Raw genomic sequence first — 25,584 nt, forward strand, 5'->3', positions numbered from 1 at the left:
CGTCGAGTTCCTGTCGCCGTGAATAGTGCCGGCTTAGGAATGTAAAGCAGACCTTCGATTTTGCGATACACGAGGACCGCAAAGGGTCAATTCAGGTCTTTGAACTTGCCTCGCTGAGGAGCTTCATGAGGGCAGCTTCCTGGCCGCTGAGCCCCTTGCCATGCGCCGTAGCACCATGCGCGATCATGCTCACTCGATACACCTCGTACTCCTCTGGAGTCAGCCAGAGTGATACAAGCCGGGTGTTCAGAGGCTCAACCATCATCGCGAGGCGGGCAGGGAGTTCGTGAACCGTGTGCCTTTCTGCCAGATCGATGTAACTTTCGATCTGCATCCCGCCCTCACCCTTCGATTCAAGGTCGGAAAGACGCTTGGCGACGAGGGCAAGCTTGGTCCAGCCGATCGCCTCCAACCGCTCCACCGCCAAACCCGCGTCGGCAAAAGCGTTCGCGATTCGCAGAAGCTCGTACGCCCGCCTTCGACGGATCGAACGGTCTCGGATAGCCGCATTGAAGGCAGCCTGATCCTGATCGTGGAGCTCGCGGAGCCGGAGGGCCAACTCGTAGAAGCGTCTAGGCTCTCGTGCCAGATCCACAACGACCTCAATAAGTTGTTCCGGCGAGAGTGTCGGATGGGGCATGCAGGAAGGTCCGAGGCGGGGCTGTCTAGCTCATGGATCGCTCGGACTATCGCTCGCTCGCCAATGGCGTGTGAAGGGTGAGCGCTCAGGGTCACGCTAAGATTCGTACAGCGGGCTTCTAGCGTTCCCTTACGCCAGATCTGCTTCTGTGCAGTTAATTGCACGATAATGAGCAGTTTTTGACCCAGTTCGATTGCGTTGGTTATCCACGCGGGCGGAGCGCAGCGTCGATCACGCCCTGTATCCAGATCAGATCATGATTCGGCAGGCGTGCGAGCTGGGTCGTGATGGCGCTGAAGCGCTCGTCACGCAGGCGCCCGCCGCTTACTTCCGTGGTGAAGAGTTCGGCGGGATCGATCGAAAGAGCCTCCGCAAGGCGCTCGATCATCGGGAAGCGTGCCCCAGTGGCCCCGACCTCTATCTTCGAGACCATGTCCACACTGATGCCGGCTCGCTCGGCAAGAGCCTCTTGCGTCAGGCTGAGCCGCCGCCGGTGAGCCGCCACCAATCGCCCGAAGCGTATGCGCAGATCGGCCATTCAGCCCTCCAAGGGCTGCTCTAGAACCAACGCCACGCATCGTTCATGGAAGATACTTACGGGTTTGCGGTGTACGGTAATTCACTTGCAACCTTCCGTAATCTCAATACGAAGAAGGGCCACTATCGTAACTCGGCTTGGCCTGCCGGTCGGAACAGTAGCTACATGGCCACTCGTCACTGGGTTCTCGGCACCTTGGCCGCGATCATCGCGCTAGCGTCGCTGGGAACTTTGATACCTCCCGAAGGCGGTAGTGGATCGAACGGTCGTTCAGCAGCGGGCAACGAGCCGACGGGAAAGCCAACCGCCGGATCGGTCGAGCCCGTTTCGCCCTGGGCCTACATCATGCCTGCGCCTTACGATGCGCAGCCCAAACTGGCCTATGATTTCGGCCTCCGATTGGACATGAGCGATGCGATCCTGACGGCGTCGGGCTACCCCCTCATTCTAACCGTGGCCGAGATGCCGGCGTGCGCGACGCCGTGGCTGGCAAAGGAGGCGATCGACGCCTTCAAGCAGCAGGATCGTCGGTGGGTCGACAGCACGAAGGACTGCTTGGTGATCCCGGCTGGGACCTACGGCGAGTGGCTGAAGCCTTTCGTACCCCCGGAGGCTGGTAGGTTCCGATTCGCTCTCAGAGATGGCAGCCGGCTCACCCTCTATGGGCCAGCCAACACCCTATCGAGCCTTCAAGGGACCTTCGCGCTGCCGTCCCTATCTGCCGCGCGGAAGGAGGCCATGGGAGGCGCGCCTGAACCGGAGAAGCGCGCCCCATAACGTCCTGTTCCAAACGAGCCTCAGTGTAATCCTCTCATGAAATGCGGACGCAATGCGGACACGACTCCTGATACGATTTCTCGCGTATGAGCTAAGTCATTGAAAGGATTGGTGAGCGCGCTGGGACTCGAACCCAGGACCTACAGATTAAAAGTCCGTTGCTCTACCAACTGAGCTACGCGCTCGCGCCGGGAGCCGGCGGAGTGCCGGTGGGGAAGCGCTCTGGGCGCGTCCGGACGGCGGGGCTGGCATAGGTGAGCGGCCTGCCGCGGTCAATCGCGCGCGGGCGCCGCGGAGGCGGGGCGGAGGGGCGCGCGGGCCCTCCCGTTCCGGCGGCTGCGGGCCTATAGCCGTCGGCGATGCCTGCGCCCGGCCTGCCTCGTTCGGTCCTGTCCGCCCCGGAGCACCCGGCTCGCGCCGGGGCGCCGGGGAGCGATGCCTGGCGGTGCTTCTGCGCGGGGTTCCTCGGGCTCGCGCTCGTTCTCGGACTCGCGGCGGTGGCGGGGATCGCGCTGCTCGATCCCTATGGCCTGCGGGCGGCGCCGGGGCGGATGCCGGGCCCGCTCATGGATGGCAACCAGCGCTTCATGTACCCCCAGGTGGTGCGCTCGGGCGCCTACGACGCGGCGGTGTTCGGCACCTCCACCGCGCGCCTGCTCGATCCGCGCGACCTCGACGCGGCCTTCGAGCACCGCTTCGCCAACCTCGCCATGAACGCCGCGACGCCCTGGGAGCAGGCGAGCCTCGCCCGGCTCTTCCTGCGGCAGGGCCCGGCGAAGGCGGTGCTGTTCGCCCTCGACGCCACCTGGTGCGACGCCGACGCCGACCGGCGGCGCACGACGTTCCGCCCCTTCCCGCCCTGGCTCTACGAGCCGGATCCCTCCTTCGGCGTGCTGCGCCAGGCGAACTGGCAGGCGCTGACCGTGGCGGGCCGCGTGCTGCTCGCCCGGCTCGGACTCGAGAAGCCCCGGCTGCGGGCGGACGGCTACGGCGTCTTCACGCCGCCGGAGGCGGCCTACGACGCCGCCCGCGCGGCCGCCCATATCCATGGCGGCGGCAGCGCCGTCGAGGACGCTCCGCCGGCCGAGACGGAGGCCGCGCCGCAGGGCGAGGCCATGCCGGCGCTCGGCTGGCTCGACGAGCTGCTCGCCGCGCTGCCGGAAGAGACGCTGCGCCTCGTCGCCTTCATGCCCGTGCACGTCGCCGCGCAGCCCGTGCCGGGCTCGAAGCGGGCCGCCCGCGAGGCCGACTGCAAGGCACGGGTCGCCGCGATCGGCCGGGCGCGGGGGGCGGGCGTGGTCGATTTCCGTGTCCCCTCCCCGGTCACGACGCGGGACGCCAACTACTGGGACGCCCTGCACTACCGCCTGCCGGTGGCGCCCCGCATCGTCGCGGCGCTCGCCGCCGCGCGGGCCGGCGGGGGCGACGATCCTGACGGGTTCTACCGGGTGCTCGCAAGGCCCCGGTAAGGGCCGCGATCCTTAGGCGGCCGGCCGCTCGAAGGCGGCGCCGATCTCCTCGGCCGTGCGCCAGACCGCCACGCAGACGCGGGCGTCGGCGAGATGGCGGGAGGAGAGGAGGAAGGTCTCCGGCACGTCCGAGGTGTCGGGCATGGTCAGCCGCACCCCGCTGGCGGAGATATCGTAGACGAGACAGGCGATCGAGCGGTGCTCGTCGACGGCGATGACGGCGCTCTCGTCGACGCGATGGCGCGGCGCGGCTCGGCGGTCCTGCATCGGTGGCGGATTCCTCTGCGAGCATGCCGGTCCGCCTCGCGGACGGCGTTCGGTTTCGGTGACGGCATCGTCCCGGTCGGGAATGCGCCTTGAATTCAGATTGCGCGCGAACCTTTCAGAGCCCGTTCCGCGGATCGTTCAAATTGCGCGGGCTCGCCGGTCTGTGACGACCGGAATGCCGCAGGCTTGGGCTCAGGAGCGCGGCAGCATCCGGTCGCTGACGATGCGGCGCTGGATCTCGCTGGTGCCCTCGAAGATCGTCGTCAGCCGCGCGTCGCGCCAGTATCGCTCGACCCGGCGCTCGGTGGTGTAGCCGTTGCCGCCGTGGAGCTGCATCGCCTGGTTCGTCACCCGCACCGCCATCTCGGTGGCGAGCAGCTTCACCATCGCGGATTCGCTCTCGGCCGGCTCGCCCTGGTCGAGCAGGTGGGCGACCTGCTGCCAGAAGGCGCGGGCTTGAGCCACCTCCGCCGCCATGTCGGCCAGCGCGAAGCGCAGAGCCTGGAAGTCGCCGATCGGGTGGCCGAACTGCTCCCGCTCCTGAAGGTAGGCCTGGGTGTCCTCGACCGCCGCGCGGGCGACGCCGACGGCGCGGGCCGCGGTATGGACGCGGGCGATGTTGAGGCCCCGCTGCACCGAGGCGAAGCCGCCGGAATCCGCGTCCGCGCCCTCGTCGCCGTAGAGCCCGGTGAGGCGGTCGCTCTCGGGCACCCGCACCCCGTCGAGTTCGAGCTGCCAGGTGAGGAAGCCGTGATAGCCGATCTTGTCGATCGGGTGCCCGGTCATGCCGACGGGGAAGGTGCCGGGCTCCTTGACCACGAGGAAGGGCTCGAGCCCCGCCGAGCGCGGTTCTCCGGGCTCCGGGTCGCGGGTGCGGGCGAGGACCTCGACGAAGTCGGCCGCGAGCGCGAAGCCCGCCCAGCGCTTGGTGCCCGTGAGCACCCAGGCGTCGCCCTCGCGCACGGCCCGCGTCTCGACGCCGGCGAGGTCGGAGCCGGCGCCGGGCTCGGACAGCGCGATGGCGCCGATCCATTTTCCGCGGGCGGACTTGGCGAGAAGCGTGCGGCGGCGCTCCTCGTCCAGAGTCTGCGTGCCGAGCCCCTGCCCGCGGGCGAGGATGCTGCCGACCGAAAGCCAGGCCCGGGCGAGCTCCTCCGAGACGAGGCAATACTCGAATACGCCGAGCCCGAGGCCGCCATGCTCCCTGGGGATGGTGATGCCGAACCAGCCCTTTTCCGCCATCGCCTCGATCAGCGAGCGGGGCATCTCGGCCTTCTCCCGGTCGAGCCGGTCGGCGAGCGGCAGCACGGTGTCGCGGGCGAAGGCGCGGGCCTCCTGCTGCAGGGCGACACGGGCCTCTCTCCGCCACGGCGGCAGCAGCTCCGGCGGGCGCGGTTCCTTGATCTCCCGCTGCGTCATGCCGCCTCCGCCTCTCTCTCGTCGCGCCTTCGAGGGCGTGCGGCGTCAAACGGCGCCGGTCCGTGCCGGTTCCCACCCCCTTGACCTTCCCATGATGGGAAGCTCCATCTCACGCGGCATGTTGCGAGACCCCGACCCTTCGGCCCTGCCGGACCGTGACGACACCGCCGCCCCCGAGGACGCAGGCCGCCTGCGCCTTCCGATCGAGGGCATGAGCTGCGCCGCCTGCGCGGGACGCATCGAGCGGGCGCTGGCCGGGCTGCCCGGCGTGCGGGAGGTGGCGGTGAACCTCGCCGCGCAGCGCGCGAGCCTGATCGCGCCTGTGGGGCTTCCCGCCGCCGCGATCGCGTCCGCTGTCGAGGAGGCGGGCTACGCCGTCCCGACCGAGACCCACGACCTCGCCGTCGCGGGCATGACCTGCGCCTCCTGTGCCGGCCGCGTCGAGCGGGCGCTCGGCGCGGTGCCCGGCGTCGTCGGGGCCGCCGTCAACCTCGCCGCGGAGCGGGTGCGCGTCACCGCGCTCGGAGGCGCCGTCGCGGTCGCCGATCTCGTCGCGGCGGTGGCGGCGGCCGGCTACGAGGCGAGGCCCCTCGACGCCGGGGCTCCGGTCGCCGGAGAGAAACCCGCCGCGTCGGCCGGCCTCGACCGCGAGCGAATGCAGGTCGGGCTCGCCCTGCTTCTCGCCCTGCCGCTCGTGGCGCCGATGCTCCTCGCGCCCTTCGGCGTCCACGGGATGCTGCCCGGATGGGTCCAGTGGGGGCTCGCCACCCCTGTACAGTTCTGGCTCGGCGCCCGCTTCTACCGGGCCGGCTGGTCGGCGCTGCGGGCGGGCGCCGGCAACATGGATCTGCTCGTCGCCCTCGGCACCTCCGCCGCCTACGGGCTCAGCCTGTACGGGCTCTGGCGGGGCGGCCATCTCTACTTCGAGGCCTCCGCCGTGGTGATCGCCCTGGTGCTGCTCGGCAAGGCGCTCGAGGCGCGCGCCCGCCGCCGCACCGGCTCGGCGCTCCGGGCGCTGGCGAGCTTGAGCCCGGAGCGGGCGCGCCTGCGCCATCCCGACGGGCGCGAGGAGGAGGTCGCGGCCGCGATCCTGCGGGTCGGCGACCGCGTGGTCGTGCGGCCCGGCGAGCGGGTGCCCGCCGACGGCACCGTCCGCGAGGGCGAGAGCGCCCTCGACGAGGCGCTCATCACCGGCGAGAGCCTGCCCGTGGAGAAGGGTCCCGGCGACGCGGTGACGGGCGGCGCCGTCAACGGCAACGGCCTTCTCGTGATCGAGGTCCGGGCGGTCGGGGCGGAGACGCGGCTCGCCCGCATCGTCCGGCTGGTCGAGGATGCGCAGGGCGCCAAGGCACCCGTGCAGCACCTCGTGGACCGGGTGAGCGCGGTGTTCGTGCCCGCCGTGCTCGGGCTGGCCGCACTTACCCTCCTCGGCTGGCTGGTGGTCGGCGCCGGGCTGGAGACGGCGCTGGTCACCGCCGTCTCGGTGCTCGTCATCGCCTGCCCCTGCGCGCTCGGGCTCGCCACGCCCGCCGCGATCATGGCCGGCACCGGCGCGGCGGCCCGCCACGGCATCCTCATCCGCGATGCCGGCGTGCTCGAGGCGGCGCGGGGCATCGACACGATCACCTTCGACAAGACCGGAACCCTGACCGAGGGCCGCCCGACGCTCGCCGCCCTGGAACCGGCCGAGGGGACCGCGCGGGCGGAGGCCCTGCGGCTCGCCACCGCCGTGCAGGCCGGCAGCGCCCATCCCCTCGCCCGCGCCGTCACCGAGCGCGCCGCTTCCGAGGGGATCGCTGCGGCCCCCGCCTCGATGGTGCGGGCCCTCCCGGGCCGGGGCGTCTGCGCCCGCGTCGAGGGGCGCGACCTTGCGCTGGGCAGCCGCCGCCTGATGGAGGAGATCGGCGCGGCGCCGGGCGCCCTCGCCGGCCGGGCCTGGGCACTGGAGGCGGAGGGACGCACGGTCTCCTGGCTCGCCGAGATCGGGCCCTCCCCCCGCATCCTGGCGCTCCTCGCCTTCGGCGACGGCCTGCGGCCGGGCGCCGGGACCGCGCTGGCGGCCCTTCGCAACGCCGGCATCGCCTCGGTGATGCTCACCGGCGACGGTCAGGCCGCCGCCGAGGCCACCGCCCGCGGGCTGGGGCTCGACCGGGTCGCGGCGGGCCTGCTGCCGGAGGACAAGGCCGCCGAGATCGGCCGGCTGAAGGCGCAGGGACACCGCGTCGCCATGGTCGGCGACGGCATCAACGACGCGCCGGCGCTCGCCGCCGCCGATCTCGGCATCGCCATGGGCGGCGGCACCGAGGTCGCGGTGCAGGCGGCCGGCATCACCCTGATGCGGGCCGACCCGGTGCTCGCCGCCGACGCCCTCGACATCGCCCGGAGGACCGATGCGCGGATCCGCCAGAACCTCGCCTTCGCCTTCGCCTACAACGTGATCGGCCTGCCGCTCGCCGCCTTCGGCCTGCTGAGCCCGGTGGTCGCCGGGGCGGCGATGGCCTTCTCCAGCGTCAGCGTGCTCGCCAACGCCCTCGTCCTGACGCGGTGGCGGCCTGCGGCGGGCGTGCGTACCGGGAGGACCCCAGGGAGGACTTCATGAAGATCGGCGAGGCGGCCCGCGCCTCCGGCGTGTCGGCCAAGATGATCCGCTACTACGAGAGCACCGGGCTGATCGCGCCCGCGGACCGCTCCGAATCCGGCTACCGGGACTACGCGGAGAGCGACGTCCACGCCCTGCGCTTCGTGCGCCGGGCCCGCGACCTCGGCTTCACGGTCGGGCAGATCGGCGATCTCCTCGCCCTGTGGCGGGACCGCAACCGCGCGAGCGCCGACGTGAAGCGCCTGGCGCTCGCCCATGTCGAGGCGCTGGAGCGCAAGGCCGCCGAGCTTCAGGCGATGAGCCGGACGCTCACCGAGCTCGCCTCCCGCTGCCACGGCGACGGCCGGCCCGACTGCCCGATCGTCGAGAGCCTCGCCGATGCGAGCCCGGCCAAGGCGCCCGGTGGCTCCGGCGCGCCGCTGTTCGGACGCGGGCGGCCGGCCGCGGCCCGCGCCCGCGACCCGGAGGCGTGACCGGAGGCGGTTTGCGCCCGCGCCCGCCTGTGGCAGACACGGGGCCCGTCGGGACCGCTCGGGAGGCGCCCCGCCCGTCCCTGGTTGGTCACGAGGCCGATGAGTCCGAGTTCAAGGCACTGCAGCGCCCCGAGAACCCTCTCCGCGACCGGCCTCCGGAGGCGCGCGGGCGCGTGAGCGATCCCAAGGTCGATCCCGAAGGCGATCGCAAGACCGATCACAAGAGCGATTCTCTCGCCTTCCTGTCCGGCGGCGGCGAGGCCGCGCGCATGATCCGCGCGCGGGACTGGACCGGCCATCCGCTCGGGCCCCCCGAGACCTGGCCGCCGGAGTTCCGCGCGGCGCTCAGCCTCGTGCTCAACTCCCCGGAGAGCATGATCCTGGCCTGGGGCCCGGACCTGCACTTCTTCTTCAACGACACCTACTTCCCGCTGCTCGGCCCCCGCCTGCCCTGGGCGATGGGCGAGCGCTTCGACCGGGTCTGGGCCGACGGCTGGGCCCAGGCCAAGCCGATCATCGACGCGGCGATGGAGGGGCGCGCCAAGCGCTTCGTCGACCTGCCCTGGACCCTCGACACCGACCGGGGCGCCCGCGACACCTGGTGGACCTTCTCCTACTCGCGGGTGCTCGACGCGGCGGGACGGGTCGCGGGCCTTTTCATCTTCACCAACGAGACCACGGACCGGGTGCTCGGCGACGCGGCGCTGCGCGAGAGCGAGGAGCGGCTGCGCGTCGTCATCGAGGGCGCGAGGGACCACGCCATCCTCACCACCGACCCGGACGGCCGCCTGACGAGCTGGTCGGCGGGCGCCGAGACCATCCTCGGCTGGACGGCGGCGGAGGCGGTCGGCCGGCCGGTCTCGATCCTGTTCACCCCCGAGGACCGGGCGGCGGGCGCCGACGCCCGCGAACGGGCCCGGGCCCTCGAGGAGGGCTCCGCGAGCGGGGGACGCTGGCACGTCGCCAGGGACGGCACGCAGGTCTACACGGATGGCAGCGTGCATCCGCTGCCGCCGGACGCCCAGGGGCGGGCGCGGGGGTTCATCAAGATCTTCCGCAACGAGACCGAGCGCCTGCGCAACGAGCTGCGCGTGCGCCGCGAGGTCGAGCGGCAGCGTACCAGCCTCCAGCAGATGCCGGGCTTCGCCGCCCTGCTCGCCGGCCCCGACCACGTCTTCGAGTACGTCAACGACGCCTACGTGGCGATCGCGGGGCCCCGCGACTTCATCGGGCGCCCCGTACGCGAGGTCTTCCCGGATCTCGCGGGCCAGAACTTCTTCGAGCTTCTCGACCGCGTCTACGCCACCGGCGAGCCGTTCTCGGCCCGTGCCATGCCCGTCCGGCTCGCCGGCGAGGACGAGGACCGGATCATCGACCTGCTCTACCAGCCGACCCGCGACGATTCCGGGCAGGTGACGGGCATCTTCGTCGGCGGCTACGACGCCACGCAGACGAACCGCGTCGCCCGGGCGCTGGCCGAGAGCGAGACGCGCTACCGGACGCTGTTCAACTCCATCGACCAGGGCTTCTGCGTCATCGAGTTCATCGACGGGCCGCACGGCCCCTTGAGCGACTACGTCCATGTCGAGGCCAATCCCGCCTACACCCGCCATGCCGGCATCCCGGACGTCGTCGGGCAGCGGCTGCGTGGGATGGTGCCCGAGGAGGCCGAGGGCTGGCTCCAGCGCTACCGGCCGGTTCTCCTCAACGGCCGGCCGATCCGCTTCGAGCAGGAGCTCGTGGCCACGGGCCGGTTCCTGGAGGTCTCCTCCTTCCGCGTCGAGCCGCCGAGCCGGCGCGAGGTCGCGGTGCTGTTCCAGGACATCACCGCCCGCCGCCGGGCCGAGGCGGAGCTGCGCCGCCTCAACGAGACGCTGGAGCGGCGCGTCGCCGAGGCACTGGCCGAGCGCAAGCTCTTCGCCGACATCATCGAGGGCACGGACGCCTTCGTGCAGATCCTCGATCCGCAGTTCCGCTGGCTCGCCATCAACCGGGCGGCGGTCGCCGAGTTCGAGCGCATCTACGGGGCGCGGCCGAGCCTCGGCGCCTCACCTCTCGACCTCCTCGATCACCTGCCGGAGCACCGGGAGGCGGTGCACCGGATCTGGGCGCGGGCGCTGGCCGGCGAGGAGTTCACCGAGGTCGCGGAGTTCGGCGATCCCGACCGCGACCGGCGCCACTACGAGATGCGCTACAGCACCCTGCGCGGGGCCGACGGCGCCGTGCAGGGCGCCTACCAGTTCGTCACCGACGTCACCGAGCGCATCCGCGAGCAGGCGCGCCTCGCCGAGACCGAGGACGCCCTGCGCCAGTCGCAGAAGATGGAGGCGGTCGGGCAGCTCACCGGCGGCCTGGCCCACGACTTCAACAACCTGCTCGCGGGCATCTCCGGCAGCCTGGAGCTGATCCAGACCCGCCTGAGCCAGGGCCGGATCAACGACATCGAGCGCTACATGACGGCCGCGCAGGGCGCCGCGCGCCGGGCGGCGGCGCTGACCCATCGCCTGCTCGCCTTCTCCCGCCGCCAGACGCTGGCCCCGAAGCCGACGAACGTGAACGCCCTCGTCGCCGGCATCGAGGACCTGATCCGCCGCACGGTCGGGCCGGCGATCCAGATCGAGGTGGTCGGCGCCTCCGGCCTGTGGCCCGCGCTGGTCGATCCCTCGCAGCTCGAGAACGCGCTGCTCAACCTCTGCATCAACGCCCGCGACGCCATGCCGGAAGGCGGCCGCATCACCATCGAGACGGCGAACAAGTGGCTCGACCACGCCGCCGCCCGTCTGCATGATATGCCGGAGGGTCAATACCTGTCGCTCTGCGTCACCGACACCGGCACCGGCATGTCGCCGGAGGTGGTGGCTCGCGCCTTCGAGCCGTTCTTCACGACGAAGCCCATCGGCCAGGGCACCGGGCTCGGCCTGTCGATGATCTACGGCTTCGCCAAGCAGTCGGGCGGGCAGGTGCGCATCTACTCGGAGCCCGGCGAGGGCACGACGATGTGCATCTACCTGCCCCGCTACCTCGGCGACGCCGAGCCCACCGACCCGCTGGCCGCCTTCGGCGCGCCGGCCCGCGCCGAGCAGGGCGAGACCGTGCTCGTCGTCGACGACGAGCCGACGGTGCGCATGCTCGTGGCCGACGTGCTGGAAGAGCTCGGCTACACGGCCATCGAGGCCGCCGACAGCATGGCCGGGCTGAAGCTGCTGCAATCGGACATGCGCATCGACCTGCTGATCACCGATGTCGGGCTGCCCGGCGGCATGAACGGGCGCCAGATGGCCGATGCCGGCCGCGTCACGCGCCCGGACCTCAAGGTCCTGTTCATTACCGGCTACGCCGAGAACGCGGTGCTCAACAACGGCCATCTCGCGCCGGGCATGCAGGTCCTGACCAAGCCCTTCGCCGTGGACGTGCTCGGCGCCCGCATCCGGGAGCTCGTCGCCGGCTGAGGCGGGCCCCCACGAATGTGCCATGCCGGCGGGGCGCCGTCTCCGGAACGATTCGAAAGACCAGGGGGTTGGCCGCCATCGCCCCCCTTCGCGCCGGGCGGTAACCGGGAGCCCTCCGTGCCGCAGGCCGTCCGCTACACGCCCGACCTCGAGGCTCCGAAGCCGGAGGAGGCCGGGATCCACGACGAGATGATCGCGACCTTCCGGAAGATCCAGGAGACGACCTTCGCCGATTACGGGCACGCCGTGCGTGGCGTCCACGCCAAGGCGCACGGGCTGCTGAAGGGCCGCCTGGAGGTGCAGGGCGGCCTGCCGCCGGAGCTGGCGCAGGGCGTCTTCGCGAGGCCCGGAGGCTACGATGCGGTGCTGCGTCTCTCCACCAACCCCGGCGACATCCTCGACGACAGCGTCTCGACGCCCCGCGGCCTCGCCTTGAAGATCGTCGGCGTCGAGGGCGAGCGGCTGCCGGGCGCCGAGGGGCGCACCCAGGACTTCGTGATGGCCAACGCCCCGGCCTTCTCGGCCAAGGACGCGGCGGCCTTCCTCGGCAACCTGAAGCTGCTCGCCGCCACCACGGACACGCCGCAGATCTTCAAGAAGGGCGTCTCGGCCCTGATGCGCGGGATCGAGAGCCTGCTGGAGGCGCTCGGCACCAAGAGCGCCACGGTGATCGGCCTTGGCGGCCAGCCCGCCACCCACATCCTCGGCGAGACCTTCTACACGCAGGTGCCGGTGCGCTGGGGCGACTACGTCGCCAAGCTCTCCGTGGCCCCGGCCTCCCCGAACCTCACCGCGCTGACGGGCAAATCCCTCGATCTCGGCGCCTCGCCCGACGCCCTGCGGGAGGCGGTGAGCGCCTTCTTCGCGGATCAAGGCGCGGAGTGGGAGGTGCGGGCGCAGCTTCTCACCAACCCCGAGACCATGCCGGTCGAGGACGCCTCGGCGGTCTGGCCGGAGGAGGAGAGCCCCTACGTCACCGTCGCCCGCATCGCGGTGCCGCGCCAGGAGACCTGGAACGCGGAGAAGCGCAGGAGCCTCGACGACGGCCTCGCCTTCAGCCCCTGGCACGGCATCGCGGCGCACCGCCCCCTCGGCTCGATCATGCGCGCCCGGCAGGCGGTCTACCCGAAGTCGGCAGGCTTCCGGGCCGAGCACAACGGCTGCCCGATCCACGAGCCCCGCTGACGGTCCGTCCCGGCCTCGGCGGGCGCGCGAAACGTCACGCCCTGATCCGCACCGGCACGCCCTTGGCGGCCGGCGTCTTCGACTGGATATCGTGGTGCGAGAGGGCGATGAGCGGGTTCATCTCGGGATAGTAGGCCCCGAGGCATCCGTCCGGCAGGGCGAAGGGCGTGACGACGAGGGGCCCGGCCTCGCGGGCGATCCCGTCCTCCGCATCCGCCGTCAGCGAGACGCTCTGCCCCGCCTCCAGTCCGGCGCGGGCGATCTCATCCGGGTTCATCAGGAGAACGTCGCGGCGCCCCTCGATCCCGCGGAGCCGATCGCTGAAGCCGTAGATCGTGGTGTTGAACTGGTCGTTCGAGCGCAGGGTGATGAGCCGGTAGCGGCCGGGCGCGTCCGCGAACCCGACCGCCGAGAGAGAGGCCGGCAGGCTGAACTCTGCCTTCCCGCTCTCCGTCTCCCAGATGCGCTCGCGGGCCTTGTTGCCGCGATAGAAGCCGCCCTTCTGCCAGAGCCGGTCGTTGAAGCGCTCGAAGAACTCCGGATAGGTCTCGGCGATGGCCTGGCGGATCAGGCCGTAATCGGCGATCCAGGTGTCCCAGGGCACCCGCGGGTTCGGGTCGAGGGTCGCGCGGGCGATGCCGGCGACGATCGCGGCCTCCGACATCAGGTGCTCGCTCGCGGGCGTGCGCTTTCCGAGGGAGCCGTAGATGGTCGAGAAGGTGTCCTCGACGCTGACCGCCTGCGGCCCGCTCTGCTGGCGGTCCTCCTCTGTGCGGCCGAGGCAGGGCAGCAGGTAGGCGACCGCGCCATTGACGAGATGGCTGCGGTTGAGCTTCGTGGCCACCTGCACGGTGAGCCGCAGGTCCGTCCAGGCCAGCTCCATGGCCACCTGCTCGGGAATCGCGCGCAGAAAATTGCCGCCGAGGCCGAGGAAGGCCTTCACGCGCTTGCCGAGGATCGCCTGACAGGCCTCGACGGTGTTGAGGCCCTTCTTGCGCGGGGGCTCGAAGCCGTACTGCGCGGCGAGCTTGTCGAGGGGCACCTCCTCCGGCTTCTCGCCGATGCCGACGGTGCGCTGGCCCTGCACGTTCGAGTGGCCGCGCACGGGGGAGATGCCGCAGCCGTCCCGCCCGATCATGCCGCGCAGCAGCAGCAGGTTGACGAGCATGGCGACGTTGTCGAACCCGTGGACCTGCTGCGTCAGCCCCATGCCGTAGAAGGCGGTGACGCGCTCGGCCTTCACGTAGGCCGCGCCGGCCGCCTCGATCGCGGAGCGGGGCAGGCCCGATTCCCGCTCGATCTCGGCCCAGGCGGTCCCGCGGACCCGGGCCTCGAAGGCCTCGAGCCCGTGCGTGTGGGCCTCGATGAAGGCGGCGTCGAGGACGCGCCTGCCCTCCTCCTTCGCGAGATCGTCGGCGGCGAAGACGTGCTTGCAGATGCCGAGGATCACGGCGATGTCCCCGCCGGGCCGGACCTGATGATACTGCGTGGCGATGGGCGTCGCCTTGCGGGTCACCATCTCCAGCGGGCTCTGGGGGTTGGTGAAGGATTCGAGCCCGGTCTCGCGGACGGGGTTGAACACCAGGATCTCGGCCCCGCGCTTGGCCGCCTCCTGAAGGGGATGGAGGAAGCGGGGCGAGTTCGTGCCGGGGTTCTGGCCGAAGAAGAGCAGGCAGTCGGTCTTGGCGAGGTCGTCGTAGACGACAGTGCCGACGCCGACGCCGAGGGTCTTCTTCAGCGCCACCGAGCTCGTCTCGTGACACATGTTCGAGGAGTCGGGCAGGTTGTTGTGCCCGTAGAGCCGCGCGAACAGTCCGTAGAGGTAGCTCGTCTCCAGGCTCGCCCGGCCGGAGGCGTAGAAGACGCTCTCCCATGGGTCGAGCCGGCGCAGCTCCGCGCCGATCTCGCGGAAGGCGTCCTCCCAGGCGCAGGGGAGATAGCGGTCGGAGGCCGGGTCGTAGCGCAGCGGATGGGTGAGCCGGCCCTGCTCCTCGAGGTCGTAGTCGCGCCAGCCCCGCAGCTCCGTCACCGTGTGCGCGGCGAAGAACTCCGGCCGGCAGCGCTTCGAGGTCAGCTCCCAGAGGGTCGCCTTGGCGCCGTTCTCGCAGAACTCGAACGGGTGGTAGTCGGCGGGCTTCGCCCAGGAGCAGGAGACGCACATGAAGCCGTGCGGCTTGTTCTGGCGGGCGAGCGTCTCCATCGCCAGCGGGCTCGCCGCCTCCTTGCCGAAGATGCGCGTTATGCCGCGCACCGAGCCCCAGCCGCCGGCGGGGCCGTCGTAGTGCACGGTGTCGTCCTCGGGGTTCGCGGTGGCCTCGGCCATGGCACGGATCCTGTCTCGCCCGGATCGCGCGCCGGGTCCGACAGGCGCAACCCGGGCCCGGAGGCCAACGTTCCCCGGACGTTCGGCCGCGTCCCGCGGGCCGCTCAACGGACCGCGGGACGCGTCGACGCCGTTGCCGCGCCCGCCGGGACGGCTAGATTGGGCCCATGCGATCCACAGGCAGGGCGGCCCCAGGGGCCTCCGACGCGGCCGCCCTCACCGTCCGGGCGCTGCCGAAGCTCACGGAGATCGGCGCGGCGGCTTGGGATGCCTGCGCCACCTCCCCCGAGACGCTGTCGGCTGGCGACGAGACCTTCAACCCCTTCGTCAGCCATGCCTTCCTCTCGGCCCTGGAGGAGGCGGGCTGCGTCTCGCGCAAGACGGGCTGGATGCCCCTGCACCTCGCCGTCGAGCGGGAAGGCCGGCTGATCGGCGCGGCACCCTGCTACCTGAAGAGCCACAGCCAGGGCGAGTACGTGTTCGACCACGGCTGGGCCGACGCCTACGAGCGGGCCGGCGGCAGCTACTACCCGAAGCTCCAGGTCAGCGTGCCCTTCACCCCCGTGACGGGCCCGCGCTTCCTCGTGGCGCCGGGGCAGGCGCCGGACGAGGCCGCGGCGGCGCTCGCCGCGGGCCTGAGGGCGCTGCGGCAGAAGGTCGAGGCCTCCTCGATCCACGTCACCTTCATGCGCGAGCGGGAGTGGGAGCAGGCCGGATCGCTGGGCTTCCTGCAGCGGACCGACCAGCAGTTCCACTGGGAGAACGAGGGCTATGCCGGCTTCGAGGATTTCCTCGGCGCCCTGGCCTCGCGCAAGCGCAAGGCGATCCGGCGGGAGCGGCGGGACGCGCTGGCGGACGGCATCGCGATCGAGCACGTCACCGGCCGCGACATCACGCAGGCGCATCTCGACGCCTTCTACGAATTCTACGTCGACACCGGCTCGCGCAAATGGGGGCGGCCCTACCTGAACCGGCGCTTCTTCTCGCTGGTGGCCGATGCCATGCCCGAGCGCATCCTGCTGGTGATGGCCAGGCGCGCCGGGCGCTACGTGGCCGGTGCCATCAACTTCATCGGCGACACGGCGCTCTACGGGCGCAACTGGGGTTGCATCGAGGACCACCCCTTCCTGCATTTCGAGGTCTGCTACTATCAGGCCATGGATTTCGCCATCGCGCGGGGCCTGAAGCGCGTCGAGGCCGGGGCGCAGGGGGAGCACAAGCTCGCCCGCGGCTACCGGCCGGTGCTGATGCACTCCGCCCACGACATCGCCGATCCGGCCCTGCGCAACGCGGTCGCCGACTATCTCAAGCGCGAGCGCGCCCATGTCGAGGCGGCCGCCGAGCTCCTCGGCGAGGCGACGCCCTTCCGCCGCTGCACCGGGGAGCCCGAGTGAATCCCATCACGCATATCCAGGACTACGCCGAGGAGCTGACGGCGCTCCGCCGGGACATCCACGCGCATCCCGAGATCGGCTTCGAGGAGACGCGCACCGCGGCCCTCGTTGCGGGGCTTCTCGAAGGCTACGGCTACGCCGTGCATCGGGGGATCGGCGGCACCGGCCTCGTCGGCGTGCTTGAAGGCCGCTCCGGCGAGGGCCGCCGCATCGGCCTCAGGGCCGAGCTCGACGCGCTGCCGATCGAGGAGGCCACGAACCTTCCCTACCGCTCGACGGTGCCGGGCAAGATGCACGCCTGCGGACATGACGGGCACACCACCATGCTGCTCGGGGCCGCCCGCTACCTCGCCGAGACGCGCGCCTTCGATGGCACTGCGGTGGTGATCTTCCAGCCCGCCGAGGAGGGGCTCGGCGGGGCCCGCGCCATGCTCCGTGACGGGCTGTTCGAGCGCTTCCCCTGCGACGAGATCTACGGGCTGCACAACGCGCCGAACGGTCCCCACGGCCGGCTCAAGGTCCGCCCCGGCCCGATGATGGCCGCGGCCGACTTCTTCGACATCCGCATCACCGGCCGGGGCGCGCACGCCGCCCAGCCCGACCGCGGCCTCGACCCGGTGCTCGTCGCCACGGCCCTGGCGCAGGCGATGCAGTCGATCGTCTCGCGCAACGCCGACCCGCTGAAGGCGGCGGTCGTCTCGATCACGCAGATCCACGCGGGCGCGGCCTACAACGTCATCCCAGAGAGCGCGCATCTCGCCGGTACGGTGCGGACCTTCGACGCGGAGCTGCGGAGCCTGATCGCCCGGCGCATCCGCGAACTGGCGGAAGGGTACGCGGCGGCCTACGGGGTCGAGATCGCGGTCGATGTCCGGGACGTGTTCTCGGTCCTCGAGAACGCGGGCGCACAGGCGGCGGCCGCCGCGGAGATCGCCACCGAGCTGTTCGGAGCGGAGAAGGTCGACGCCGACTGCAAGCCCAAGATGGGCAGCGAGGACTTCGCCGACATGCTCCACGTCGTGCCCGGCGCCTATGCCTGGCTCGGCGCGACGCCGGGGCCGGGCCTGCACAACGCGGGGTACGACTTCGACGACAGCCTGATCCCGCTCGGCGCGGCCTACCTCGCCCGCCTCGTCGAGCGCCGCACGGCGCGAACCCCCTGAGATCGATGACCGCCACTTACGACTTCGCGCCGCCCGCCGCCGACGGCAGCCCCCACCCGCTCGCGCAGTATCGCGGCCGGGTCCTGCTCCTCGTGAACACCGCCTCGAAATGCGGCTTCACCCCGCAATACGCGGGGCTCGAGGAACTCTGGCAGCGCCACCGGGAGGCGGGGCTGACCGTGATCGGCTTTCCCTGCAACCAGTTCGGCGCCCAGGAGCCCGGCGGGGCGGCGGAGACCGCCGCCTGCACGCTCAGCTATGGGGTCAGCTTCCCCGTGCTCCGCAAGGTCGAGGTCAACGGCGCCGGCGCCGAGCCGCTTTTCGTACATCTGAAGCGCGAGAAGCGCGGGTTCCTCGGCACCGAGGCGATCAAGTGGAACTTCACCAAGTTCCTCGTCGGCCGCGATGGGCGCGTGCTCGCCCGGTTCTCGCCCCGGACGAAGCCCGCGGCGCTGGAGGGCGCGATCCGCGAGGCGCTCGCCGCCTGACGGTTCAGGACGCGTGCCGCTGCGGGCCGCGCGGGGCCATCGCCTCCGCCTCGATGAAGACCCGCCGCACCGCCCGTACCCGCGCCTTCAGGCGCCGGTCGAGGCCGGCGGCGATGCGCTCGACGTCGCCGGAGCTGAGGTCGTCGGCGAAGTCGACGCTGAGGTTCACGAGGATGTCCGAGGGGCCGAGATGCTGGGTCAGCACCTCGTTGACGTGCAGCACGCCGGGCTCGGCGGCGGCGATCTCGCGGATCGCGGCGACCACCTCCGGGTCTGCGGCCTCGCCGACGAGGAGCCCGTGGGTCTCGACCATCAGGAACAGCGCCATCGCCACCAGCACGAGGCCGATGCCGATCGAGGCCCAGCCGTCGAGGGCGGGCATCTGGAGCCGCTCGGCGAGCACCACCCCGGCGAGCGCGATGGCGAGGCCGATGAGCGCCGCGACGTCCTCGGCGAGCACCGTGAATAGGGCCGGGTCCTTGCTGGAGCGGATCGCGGTGAGCGGCGGCTTTTCGCCCTTCTCCGCCCAGAACGAGCGGACCGCGACGAGGCAGGAATAGCCCTCCGCCAGGATCGCGAAGCCGAGGATGGCGACGTTCGTCCAGAAGCCCGAGATGGCATAGCCCATCACCGTCGCGTCGCGGACGGGCTCGGGATGGCCGATCTTCTCGACGCCCTCGTAGATCGCGAAGATGCCGCCACCGAGGAAGATCATCAGCGCGACGATGAAGGCGTAGAAATAGACCTCGCGGCCGTAGCCGAAGGGGTGGCGGGCATCCGCCGGGCGCTTCGCCCGCCGCATCCCGAACAGAAGCAGCCCCTGGTTCGCGGTGTCGACGAGCGAGTGGACGCCCTCGGCGAGCATCGCCGTGCTGCCGGTCAGCCCGGCGCCGGCGAACTTCGCCACCGCGATGGCGAGGTTGGCGCCGGCCGCCGTGTAGATGGCGCCGGTGCTCGCATGCCCTTCGCCGCCCTGACCCTGCCCTGCCATGTCCGCTCCCGCCCGCGCCTCCGCGACGCGACGGGGCGCCAACGCGCGGCAAGCGGAGCGGTTCTGCGATGATGGCGCCGGCCTTCCGCATGGACAGGGCCGGCGCGGCCGTGACATCCCTGTGCGCCTCGCCCGCGCGAACCCTCGGACCGCCATGACCGCCGACACGCCCGCTTACGATCCCGGCAACATCTTCGCGAAGATCCTGCGCGGCGAGATCCCCGCCCAGACCGTCTACGAGGATGCCGACACTCTCGCCTTCATGGACGTGATGCCCCAGGGCGAGGGTCACACCCTGGTGATCCCCAAGGCGCCGGCCCGCGGCCTCCTCGATGCCGACCCCGCCTCCCTCGCCGCCGTGACGGCGACGCTCCAGCGGGTCGGCCGGGCGGTGAAGGCCGCCTTCGACGCCGACGGGCTGACCGTGTTCCAGTACAACGAGCCGGCCGGCGGCCAGACCGTGTTCCACCTGCATTTCCACATCGTGCCCCGCCGGGAGGGCGTGCCGCTCAAGCGCCACGAGGGCGGCATGGCCGACCCGGAGGTGCTGGCGAAGCACGCCGCCCGCATCCGCGCGGCGCTGGAGGCGTGAGCGAGCCCGCGGAACGGGCGGGCATCACGATCTACGTCGATGCCGACGCCTGCCCAGTGAAGGACGAGGTCTACCGGGTCGCCGCCCGCTATGGCCTGCACGTCACGGTGGTCGCCAACAGCTTCCTGCAGATCCCCCGCGAGCCCTGGATCGAGCGGGTGATCGTCGGGGACGGGCTGGACGCCGCCGACGACTGGATCGCCGAGCGGGCCGGGCCGCGCGCGATCGTGGTCACCGCAGACGTGCCGCTCGCGAGCCGCTGCGTGCGGGCCGGCGCCTCGGTTCTGGCGCCGAACGGCAAGGCCTTCACCGACGCGTCCGTGGGCATGGCGCTCGCCACCCGCAACCTGATGCAGGAGCTGCGGGAGGCCGGCGCGATCACCGGCGGGCCGAAGCCGTTCTCGGCGCGGGACCGCTCCGCCTTCCTCGGGGCGCTCGACCGGGCGGTGGTCAGGCTGCGGCGGGCGGTGTGAGGGCGGAGCGCCTCCGGGTCAGGCCGTCCCGACCCGGCCGCCGGCGATCTCGGCGAGCAGCCGGCGCAGTGAGGCGTTCTCGGTCTCGAGCTCGGTGATGCGCCGCAGGAGCACCGCCACCGAGGCGTCGCCGGTCTCGTTGACGGGAGGCTTCGCGGCCTCCTGATCGAGGAAGGTCACGCCGGCCCCGTCCTCCCGGCGCCAGCGCAGGCGGGCGCGGTAGGTGTGGTCCTTCTGGGCGACGTGGATGTCGAACACCTCCGGCAGGCTCGTGGTCTCGCTGAGCGCGAGACGGGCGCCGACGCGGGAGATGTCGCGCACGAGGCAGTCGATGCTGGACGCCCCGTTGTTGAACAGGATCTTGCCGCGCAGGAACACGCGCTGCCGCAGCTCGGAACGCTTATCGACCGTCATGATGCTGTGCTCGCCGGCCGCGTCCGAGTCGATACGGCCATCGCACCGGAGGCTCGCACCGACGCGGTTAAGAATTCGCCTACGGAACCCTCAGGCGAAGCGCGGGTCGACGGTCTGGAACAGGTAGAAGCCGTTGAAGCGCACGGCGGTGTCAGCGGCCCGGTCGTCGAAGTCGAGGGGGCGGGGGCTGCCCTCGTCGAGGCGGCCGCCGAAGCTCCAGCGGCCGCCGCCGACGAAGCTCGGCACGGCGCTGCTCTCCGGGACGGCGCAGCAGAGGCCGTCGATGCCGTTCAGGCGGAAGAGGTTGTAGCGTCGCATCCGTGCCTCCGGGGTGCGGTCGGTCGAGCGGCGAAGGTCGGCACATGCCACGTGCGTGCCGTCACGGGAGGTGCCGTGGGGCACATGGCTGACGGATCAATCGGCTCTTTCTATGCCGTTTCCGTATCCGGCACGTTTCGGTCGAGCTCCTCCAGCCAGAGCCGGGCGCTGGTGTCGGAGGGCGCGCGCCAGTCGCCCCGCGGGGAGAGGGCGCCGCCGGCCGAGACCTTCGGGCCGTTGGGCATCGCGGAGCGCTTGAACTGGCTGAAGCCGAAGAAGCGGCCGACGAACACCCTCAGCCAGCGTCGGATCTCGGGCAGGCCGTAGGCGACGCGCTTCTCCTCCGGCAGTCCCTCCGGCCAGGCGCCGCTTGCCGCGTCCCCCCAGGCATGGAGCGCCAGGAAGGCGATCTTCGAGGGCGGGAAGCCGTGGCGCAGCGTGTAGAACAGGTTGAAGTCCTGGAGCGCGTAGGGGCCGATGGCGGCCTCGGTGCTCTGGGGTGCCTCGCCCTCACCCGCCGGCACCAGCTCCGGCGAGATCTCGGTGTCGAGGATATCCTGGAGGATGCGGCCCTCCTCGGCGCCGAACTGGCCGTTGCCGATCGTCCAGCGGATCAGGTGCTGGATCAGGGTCTTCGGCACGCCGGCATTGACGCCGTAATGGCTCATCTGGTCGCCGACGCCGTAGGTGCACCAGCCCACCGCCAGCTCCGAGAGGTCGCCGGTGCCGATGACGATGGCGCCGTTCTGGTTGGCGAGCCGGAACAGGTAGTCCGTGCGCAGGCCCGCCTGCACGTTCTCGAAGGTGACGTCGTAGACGGGCTCGCCCCGACCGAACGGGTGGCCCATATCGGCGAGCATCTGGCGGGCGGCGGGGCGGATGTCGATCTCGCCGGCGCCGACGCCCATGGCCTGCATGAGCGCGTGCGCGTTGCCCTTGGTGGCGTCCGAGGTCGCGAAGCCCGGGAGTGTGTAGGCGAGGATGCCGGAGCGCGGCAGCCCGAGCCGGTCGAAGGCCTTGGCCGCCACCACCAGGGCATGGGTCGAGTCGAGCCCGCCCGAGACGCCGATGACGACGCGCTTCGCGCCGATCCCCTCGAGCCGCCGGGCGAGGCCGGCGACCTGGATGTTGTAGGCCTCGTAGCAATCCTGCGCGAGGCGGGCGGGATCGGCGGGCACGAAGGGGAAGCGCTCGACCCGGCGCATCAGCCCGAGATCGTCCCCCGGCGGGTCGAGGCGGAAGCCGATCCGGCGATAGGAGGGCCGCCCGGTCACGGCGGCGTTGTCGTCGAAGCTGCCGGCCTGGAGGCGCTCCTGGCGGATCAGGGTGAGGTCGATGTCGGCGAGCGTCCGCACCGGCCCGGTGGCGAAGCGCTCGCCCTCGGCCAGCCGCACGCCGGTCTCGTCGATGCTGGTCTGCCCGTCCCAGGAGAGGTCGGTGGTCGATTCGCCGAGGCCGGCGGCGGCGTAGACGTAGGCGCACAGGCCCCGCATCGAGGCGGCGCGGGTGAGAAGCTCCCGCGACTGCGCCCGCCCGACCGTGATCGGGCTGCCCGACGGGTTGGCGATGACGCTGGCGCCGGCGAGCGCCGCGTCCATGCCGGGGCTCTGCGGCACCCAGAGGTCCTCGCAGACCTCGATGCCGAGGGTGAAGCCGGGCAGGTCCTCGGCCGCGAAGAGCAGGTCGGTGCCGAAGGGCGCCTCCAGCCCGCCTACTTGCATCGTCTCGCCGGTGATGCCGGCCCCGGAGGCGAAGTGGCGCTTCTCGTAGAACTCCCGGTAGTTGGGCAGGTAGGTCTTCGGCACCACGCCGAGCAGGCGCCCGCCTTGGATCGCCAGCGCGCCGTTGTAGATGCGCGAGCGCCAGCGCAGCGGCGCGCCGACCACGAGCAGCGGGCGGATCGCGGCGGAGGCCGCCACGAGCGCCGCCGTTGCCGCCTCGACGGCGTCGAGAAGCGCGTCCTGGAGGAACAGGTCCTCGATGGCGTAGCCCGAGAGGCCGAGCTCCGGGAACACCGCGAGCACCGCGCCCTGCCCGTGGCAGTCGCGGGCGGCCTCGACGATCTCCGCGACGTTGCGGCCGGGCTCGGCGGGATGCGCCGGCCCCGTGCAGGCGGCGACCCGCGCGAAGCCGTGACCGTAGAGCGAACGGAAGGCGGGCTTGGGCGGGGCGTTCACGGCTGCGGGCTCCGGCTCGTCATCTCCACCAACCCCTCGCGGCGCCCGGCCGATGCGGCGCCCGGCCGCGAAGCTAGTACGGGTGCGGCGAAGCCTCCAGTGCGCCCGGCGCCGCTCCCGATTGCGCTGCCTTCACGGGCGCCGCCAAGTCCTTGTCGCGCCGCGCGCTTCCACCACGGCGAAGGCGCCGTCCCGGAGAGCGCATCCCTCCCGCGATCGGGCATCGCGCCGGTTCCCGGCCACGATCCGAGGGCCGCCGGGACAGGCGGAAGGAGGCTCGCGGCAAGCGTTCGTTAACGACGCCAGCCCTAACTGATCGGGCCGCTTTCGGGCGGCACGGTTCCTCCGCGTAGCCTTTGCCAGAGACCCCATGCGCTCTTCGGGACGGCCTCCGTATTCCCTCCGCGATCCCTCCCGCCCGAGCCGCGGCGGCGACCGCGCGGCCCTCTCGATCGGGGCGCTCGCGAGCCGGCTGATGTCGCTCCGCGCGAGCCTGACGCGGCGCCTCGCCGGCCTGCCGCAGCGGCCGGGCTACGCCGTCTCCGCGACGCGCCCGCCCGCGAGCTGGATGACGAGCCCGCAGGCCATGCTCGGCCGGTCGGACGGCTACCAGGACAACCGCACGCAGGAGCCGCCCCTCTCCTGGGCGGAGGGCGGCGCCTGGGTGAACGGCCAGCGGGGATCGGACCAGTCCTGGCCGGCGGAGGTCTTCGACGACCGCGCCTCTCCGGAGACCTTCGCGCCCCGGCCCGAGAGCCGCATCGACGTCGCCGCCTCGGGGCCGGGCCTCCTCGTGCGCCAGCCGCGCCGGCCCGCCGCCATCGCCCCCGAGTATCCCGTCGCGGCCTCGGCCGCCCTCGCGCCCGTTCCGGCGCGGCCGGCGGCCTCCCCGGAGGCGGTGCGATTCACCCGCACCCCGGACAGCATCCTTCAGGAGCGCCGCCAGCGCGCCCGCGACGCCGAGGCCGCGCGGATCGAGGAGGCGGCCCGCCTCGCGGAGACCGCCCGGATCGAGGCGGAGACCCGCGCCCGCGAAGCCGCCGAGGCGGCCGAGGCCGCCTCTCTCGCGCAGGCTGCCGCGCTGTCCGAGGCGGCGGCGCTGGCCGAGAGCGTGGCCGCGAGCGACGTCCCCCTCTGGCGCCAGCCCTTCGTGGCCCCGCCCGGCGTGCGCTTCTTCCGCACGCCGGATCGCCGGGCGCCCGCCCCGCGCCCCGAGACCGCCGCGATCCCGCCGACGCCGCAGCCTGAGCCCCGCGACTGGTCGGATCTCGGCGAATGGTCGGCCCTCAGCCCTTGGTTCGACGGCGACGACTGGTCGGCGGTGGAGGCCTGGAGCGCGCTCCAGGGCGGTCCCGCCGTCCCGGAGACCGCGCCCGTCGCCGCTCCGTCGCCGTCCCAGGCCTTCGCCTTCCTGCCGCCCGCCGCCGTGGCCCGCCGCCCCGAGGCTCCGGCCTCCGGTTTCGTCTCCGTTCCCCTGGACGTGACGCTGTTGCGGGCCCTACCCCGCGCGCCTGCCTACGCCCTCGACCGGATGATGCGTTTCGAGGCGCCCGCCCGCGGCGCCGACGGCCAGGACAATGCCGCCGGCCCGGTGCTGACCCTCGTCCCGACCGAGACGGCGACCCTCGACCCCGTTCCGGCGCCGGCCCGCCCGGTCCACGCCATGGCCGCCCGCGCCGCGATCCGGGCCGGGCAGTCGGTCGCCGTTCCCCCGGCCGGCGCCCGCGAGCCGGCGCCCGCTCCGGCCCCGGTGGCCCGCCCGGTGCTGCTGCGCTCGAAATCCGCGCCGCAGCCCGACGCCGAGCCGGCGCCGTCCAAGGCCGAGGTCGAGGCGGTCCGCGCGGAGAAGGAGGCGGCCGCCGAGCGGATCGTCGCCGACGTCATCGCCTTCGCGCCCCCCTCCCCTGCCGCCGAGCCTCCGCCCGCGCTCTCCGCGGCGCCGATCGTCGGCCGCCCGCATCTCGTCTCGGCGAGCCGGCATGTCGGCGTCGCCTCCTTCGACAGCGCGGGCTACGAGCTGCCGGCCCTCGACCTTCTCGCCCTGCCGCAGCGCAAGGAGACCGGCGAGGTCGATGCCGACGTGCTGGAGCAGAACGCGCTGAACCTCCAGCAGACGGTCCAGGACTTCGGCGTGAAGGGCGACATCCTGGCCGTCCGCCCCGGTCCGGTGGTGACGCTCTACGAGCTGGAGCCGGCGCCGGGCACCAAGTCGAGCCGCGTCATCGCGCTCGCCGACGACATCGCCCGGTCCATGTCCGCCGTGTCGGCCCGCGTCGCCGTCGTGCCGGGCCGCAACGTCATCGGCATCGAGCTGCCGAACGACGAGCGCGAGACGGTCTATCTCAGGGAATTGCTCTCGGCGGGCGACTTCCACGAGAGCCGGCACAAGCTTGCCCTCTGTCTTGGCAAGAACATCGGGGGTGAGCCGATCATCG

The 25,584-nt window shown here is 72.1% G+C and carries 21 protein-coding genes and 1 tRNA gene; 12 read left to right on the forward strand and 10 right to left on the reverse strand.

Features of this window, described 5'->3' with window-relative positions:
* Positions 1-91: 91 nt before the first annotated feature.
* Positions 92-640, reverse strand: coding sequence for a hypothetical protein (locus MFF04_RS07205; RefSeq protein WP_238274749.1), 549 nt, complete (start codon positions 638-640; stop codon positions 92-94).
* Positions 641-842: 202 nt separating this feature from the next.
* A complete protein-coding gene (locus tag MFF04_RS07210; protein ID WP_238274750.1) occupies positions 843-1,178 on the reverse strand; it encodes a helix-turn-helix domain-containing protein in 336 nt (111 codons plus the stop codon).
* A gap of 165 nt (positions 1,179-1,343) precedes the next feature.
* On the opposite strand from MFF04_RS07210, the gene MFF04_RS07215 reads away from it, so the two are divergent.
* Positions 1,344-1,955 (forward strand): hypothetical protein, encoded by a 612-nt coding sequence (locus MFF04_RS07215; protein ID WP_238274751.1) that lies wholly within the window; start codon positions 1,344-1,346, stop codon positions 1,953-1,955.
* Positions 1,956-2,064: 109 nt separating this feature from the next.
* Here MFF04_RS07215 and MFF04_RS07220 read toward each other — a convergent pair.
* Positions 2,065-2,140 (reverse strand) — tRNA-Lys (locus tag MFF04_RS07220).
* Positions 2,141-2,314: 174 nt separating this feature from the next.
* On the opposite strand from MFF04_RS07220, the gene MFF04_RS07225 reads away from it, so the two are divergent.
* Entirely contained in the window at positions 2,315-3,424 is a 1,110-nt protein-coding gene (locus MFF04_RS07225) for a hypothetical protein (RefSeq protein ID WP_373319979.1), read from the forward strand.
* A gap of 12 nt (positions 3,425-3,436) precedes the next feature.
* Here MFF04_RS07225 and MFF04_RS07230 read toward each other — a convergent pair whose 3' ends face one another.
* Complete coding sequence (locus MFF04_RS07230) at positions 3,437-3,691, reverse strand: PilZ domain-containing protein (RefSeq protein ID WP_238274752.1); 255 nt, start codon at positions 3,689-3,691, stop codon at positions 3,437-3,439.
* A gap of 192 nt (positions 3,692-3,883) precedes the next feature.
* Positions 3,884-5,110: an acyl-CoA dehydrogenase family protein gene (locus MFF04_RS07235; RefSeq protein WP_238274753.1), complete on the reverse strand. Its 1,227-nt coding sequence runs from the start codon at positions 5,108-5,110 to the stop codon at positions 3,884-3,886.
* 91 nt (positions 5,111-5,201) lie between these two features.
* On the opposite strand from MFF04_RS07235, the gene MFF04_RS07240 reads away from it, so the two are divergent.
* The 4 genes from MFF04_RS07240 to MFF04_RS07255 all read left to right on the forward strand — a co-directional run bounded on the left by MFF04_RS07240 (position 5,202) and on the right by MFF04_RS07255 (position 12,816).
* On the forward strand, positions 5,202-7,709 hold the full coding sequence (locus MFF04_RS07240) for a heavy metal translocating P-type ATPase (RefSeq protein ID WP_283206349.1): 2,508 nt from the start codon (positions 5,202-5,204) through the stop codon (positions 7,707-7,709).
* Positions 7,706-8,182: a Cu(I)-responsive transcriptional regulator gene (gene cueR, locus MFF04_RS07245; RefSeq protein ID WP_238274754.1), complete on the forward strand. Its 477-nt coding sequence runs from the start codon at positions 7,706-7,708 to the stop codon at positions 8,180-8,182. The genes MFF04_RS07240 and cueR overlap by 4 nt, the downstream gene beginning before the upstream one ends.
* Positions 8,183-8,451: 269 nt before the next feature.
* The gene (locus MFF04_RS07250; RefSeq protein WP_238274772.1) at positions 8,452-11,631 is read left to right on the forward strand and encodes a PAS domain-containing protein; all 3,180 of its coding nucleotides are present in this window, start codon (positions 8,452-8,454) and stop codon (positions 11,629-11,631) included.
* 189 nt (positions 11,632-11,820) lie between these two features.
* Complete coding sequence (locus MFF04_RS07255) at positions 11,821-12,816, forward strand: catalase family protein (RefSeq protein ID WP_373319981.1); 996 nt, start codon at positions 11,821-11,823, stop codon at positions 12,814-12,816.
* 34 nt (positions 12,817-12,850) lie between these two features.
* On the opposite strand, the gene MFF04_RS07260 is transcribed toward MFF04_RS07255, so the two are convergent.
* Entirely contained in the window at positions 12,851-15,139 is a 2,289-nt protein-coding gene (locus MFF04_RS07260; protein ID WP_238274756.1) for an FdhF/YdeP family oxidoreductase, read from the reverse strand.
* A 167-nt stretch (positions 15,140-15,306) separates the two neighbouring features.
* Here MFF04_RS07260 and MFF04_RS07265 point away from each other — a divergent pair, with 167 nt between their 5' ends.
* The 3 genes from MFF04_RS07265 to MFF04_RS07275 are packed head-to-tail and all read left to right on the forward strand — an operon-like array spanning position 15,307 to position 18,184.
* Complete coding sequence (locus MFF04_RS07265; protein ID WP_238274757.1) at positions 15,307-16,533, forward strand: GNAT family N-acetyltransferase; 1,227 nt, start codon at positions 15,307-15,309, stop codon at positions 16,531-16,533.
* The gene (locus tag MFF04_RS07270) at positions 16,530-17,696 is read left to right on the forward strand and encodes a M20 aminoacylase family protein (protein ID WP_238274758.1); all 1,167 of its coding nucleotides are present in this window, start codon (positions 16,530-16,532) and stop codon (positions 17,694-17,696) included. The genes MFF04_RS07265 and MFF04_RS07270 overlap by 4 nt, the downstream gene beginning before the upstream one ends.
* Positions 17,697-17,701: 5 nt before the next feature.
* The gene (locus MFF04_RS07275; protein ID WP_238274759.1) at positions 17,702-18,184 is read left to right on the forward strand and encodes a glutathione peroxidase; all 483 of its coding nucleotides are present in this window, start codon (positions 17,702-17,704) and stop codon (positions 18,182-18,184) included.
* A gap of 4 nt (positions 18,185-18,188) precedes the next feature.
* On the opposite strand, the gene MFF04_RS07280 is transcribed toward MFF04_RS07275, so the two are convergent.
* Positions 18,189-19,175 (reverse strand): cation diffusion facilitator family transporter, encoded by a 987-nt coding sequence (locus MFF04_RS07280; protein WP_238274760.1) that lies wholly within the window; start codon positions 19,173-19,175, stop codon positions 18,189-18,191.
* A gap of 154 nt (positions 19,176-19,329) precedes the next feature.
* Here MFF04_RS07280 and MFF04_RS07285 point away from each other — a divergent pair, with 154 nt between their 5' ends.
* Positions 19,330-19,767 (forward strand): HIT family protein, encoded by a 438-nt coding sequence (locus tag MFF04_RS07285; RefSeq protein WP_238274761.1) that lies wholly within the window; start codon positions 19,330-19,332, stop codon positions 19,765-19,767.
* Entirely contained in the window at positions 19,764-20,240 is a 477-nt protein-coding gene (locus tag MFF04_RS07290) for a YaiI/YqxD family protein (protein WP_238274762.1), read from the forward strand. The genes MFF04_RS07285 and MFF04_RS07290 overlap by 4 nt, the downstream gene beginning before the upstream one ends.
* A gap of 18 nt (positions 20,241-20,258) precedes the next feature.
* On the opposite strand, the gene MFF04_RS07295 is transcribed toward MFF04_RS07290, so the two are convergent.
* From MFF04_RS07295 to MFF04_RS07305, 3 genes are all read right to left on the reverse strand, one after another.
* On the reverse strand, positions 20,259-20,654 hold the full coding sequence (locus MFF04_RS07295) for a PilZ domain-containing protein (RefSeq protein ID WP_238274763.1): 396 nt from the start codon (positions 20,652-20,654) through the stop codon (positions 20,259-20,261).
* 90 nt (positions 20,655-20,744) lie between these two features.
* Entirely contained in the window at positions 20,745-20,972 is a 228-nt protein-coding gene (locus MFF04_RS07300) for a hypothetical protein (RefSeq protein ID WP_238274764.1), read from the reverse strand.
* Positions 20,973-21,082: 110 nt separating this feature from the next.
* Entirely contained in the window at positions 21,083-23,149 is a 2,067-nt protein-coding gene (locus MFF04_RS07305) for an NAD(+) synthase (RefSeq protein ID WP_238274765.1), read from the reverse strand.
* A 475-nt stretch (positions 23,150-23,624) separates the two neighbouring features.
* Here MFF04_RS07305 and MFF04_RS07310 point away from each other — a divergent pair.
* Positions 23,625-25,584: DNA translocase FtsK (locus tag MFF04_RS07310; RefSeq protein ID WP_283206350.1), on the forward strand; the 1,960-nt coding region annotated here is incomplete at its 3' end.

This window comes from Methylobacterium jeotgali, assembly GCF_022179345.1.
GTDB lineage: Bacteria > Pseudomonadota > Alphaproteobacteria > Rhizobiales > Beijerinckiaceae > Methylobacterium > Methylobacterium jeotgali.

Bases quoted from the DNA above. Each gene is read 5' to 3' on its own strand.
- MFF04_RS07260 (WP_238274756.1), bottom strand. From the start codon at position 15,139: ATGGCCGAGGCCACCGCGAACCCCGAGGACGACACCGTGCACTACGAC.
- MFF04_RS07215 (WP_238274751.1), top strand. From the start codon at position 1,344: ATGGCCACTCGTCACTGGGTTCTCGGCACCTTGGCCGCGATCATCGCG.
- MFF04_RS07265 (WP_238274757.1), top strand. From the start codon at position 15,307: ATGCGATCCACAGGCAGGGCGGCCCCAGGGGCCTCCGACGCGGCCGCC.
- MFF04_RS07250 (WP_238274772.1), top strand. From the start codon at position 8,452: ATGATCCGCGCGCGGGACTGGACCGGCCATCCGCTCGGGCCCCCCGAG.
- MFF04_RS07255 (WP_373319981.1), top strand. From the start codon at position 11,821: ATGATCGCGACCTTCCGGAAGATCCAGGAGACGACCTTCGCCGATTAC.
- cueR (WP_238274754.1), top strand. From the start codon at position 7,706: ATGAAGATCGGCGAGGCGGCCCGCGCCTCCGGCGTGTCGGCCAAGATG.
- MFF04_RS07285 (WP_238274761.1), top strand. From the start codon at position 19,330: ATGACCGCCGACACGCCCGCTTACGATCCCGGCAACATCTTCGCGAAG.
- MFF04_RS07280 (WP_238274760.1), bottom strand. From the start codon at position 19,175: ATGGCAGGGCAGGGTCAGGGCGGCGAAGGGCATGCGAGCACCGGCGCC.
- MFF04_RS07300 (WP_238274764.1), bottom strand. From the start codon at position 20,972: ATGCGACGCTACAACCTCTTCCGCCTGAACGGCATCGACGGCCTCTGC.
- MFF04_RS07295 (WP_238274763.1), bottom strand. From the start codon at position 20,654: ATGACGGTCGATAAGCGTTCCGAGCTGCGGCAGCGCGTGTTCCTGCGC.
- MFF04_RS07240 (WP_283206349.1), top strand. From the start codon at position 5,202: ATGATGGGAAGCTCCATCTCACGCGGCATGTTGCGAGACCCCGACCCT.
- MFF04_RS07235 (WP_238274753.1), bottom strand. From the start codon at position 5,110: ATGACGCAGCGGGAGATCAAGGAACCGCGCCCGCCGGAGCTGCTGCCG.
- MFF04_RS07205 (WP_238274749.1), bottom strand. From the start codon at position 640: ATGCCCCATCCGACACTCTCGCCGGAACAACTTATTGAGGTCGTTGTG.
- MFF04_RS07225 (WP_373319979.1), top strand. From the start codon at position 2,315: ATGCCTGCGCCCGGCCTGCCTCGTTCGGTCCTGTCCGCCCCGGAGCAC.
- MFF04_RS07210 (WP_238274750.1), bottom strand. From the start codon at position 1,178: ATGGCCGATCTGCGCATACGCTTCGGGCGATTGGTGGCGGCTCACCGG.
- MFF04_RS07275 (WP_238274759.1), top strand. From the start codon at position 17,702: ATGACCGCCACTTACGACTTCGCGCCGCCCGCCGCCGACGGCAGCCCC.
- MFF04_RS07230 (WP_238274752.1), bottom strand. From the start codon at position 3,691: ATGCAGGACCGCCGAGCCGCGCCGCGCCATCGCGTCGACGAGAGCGCC.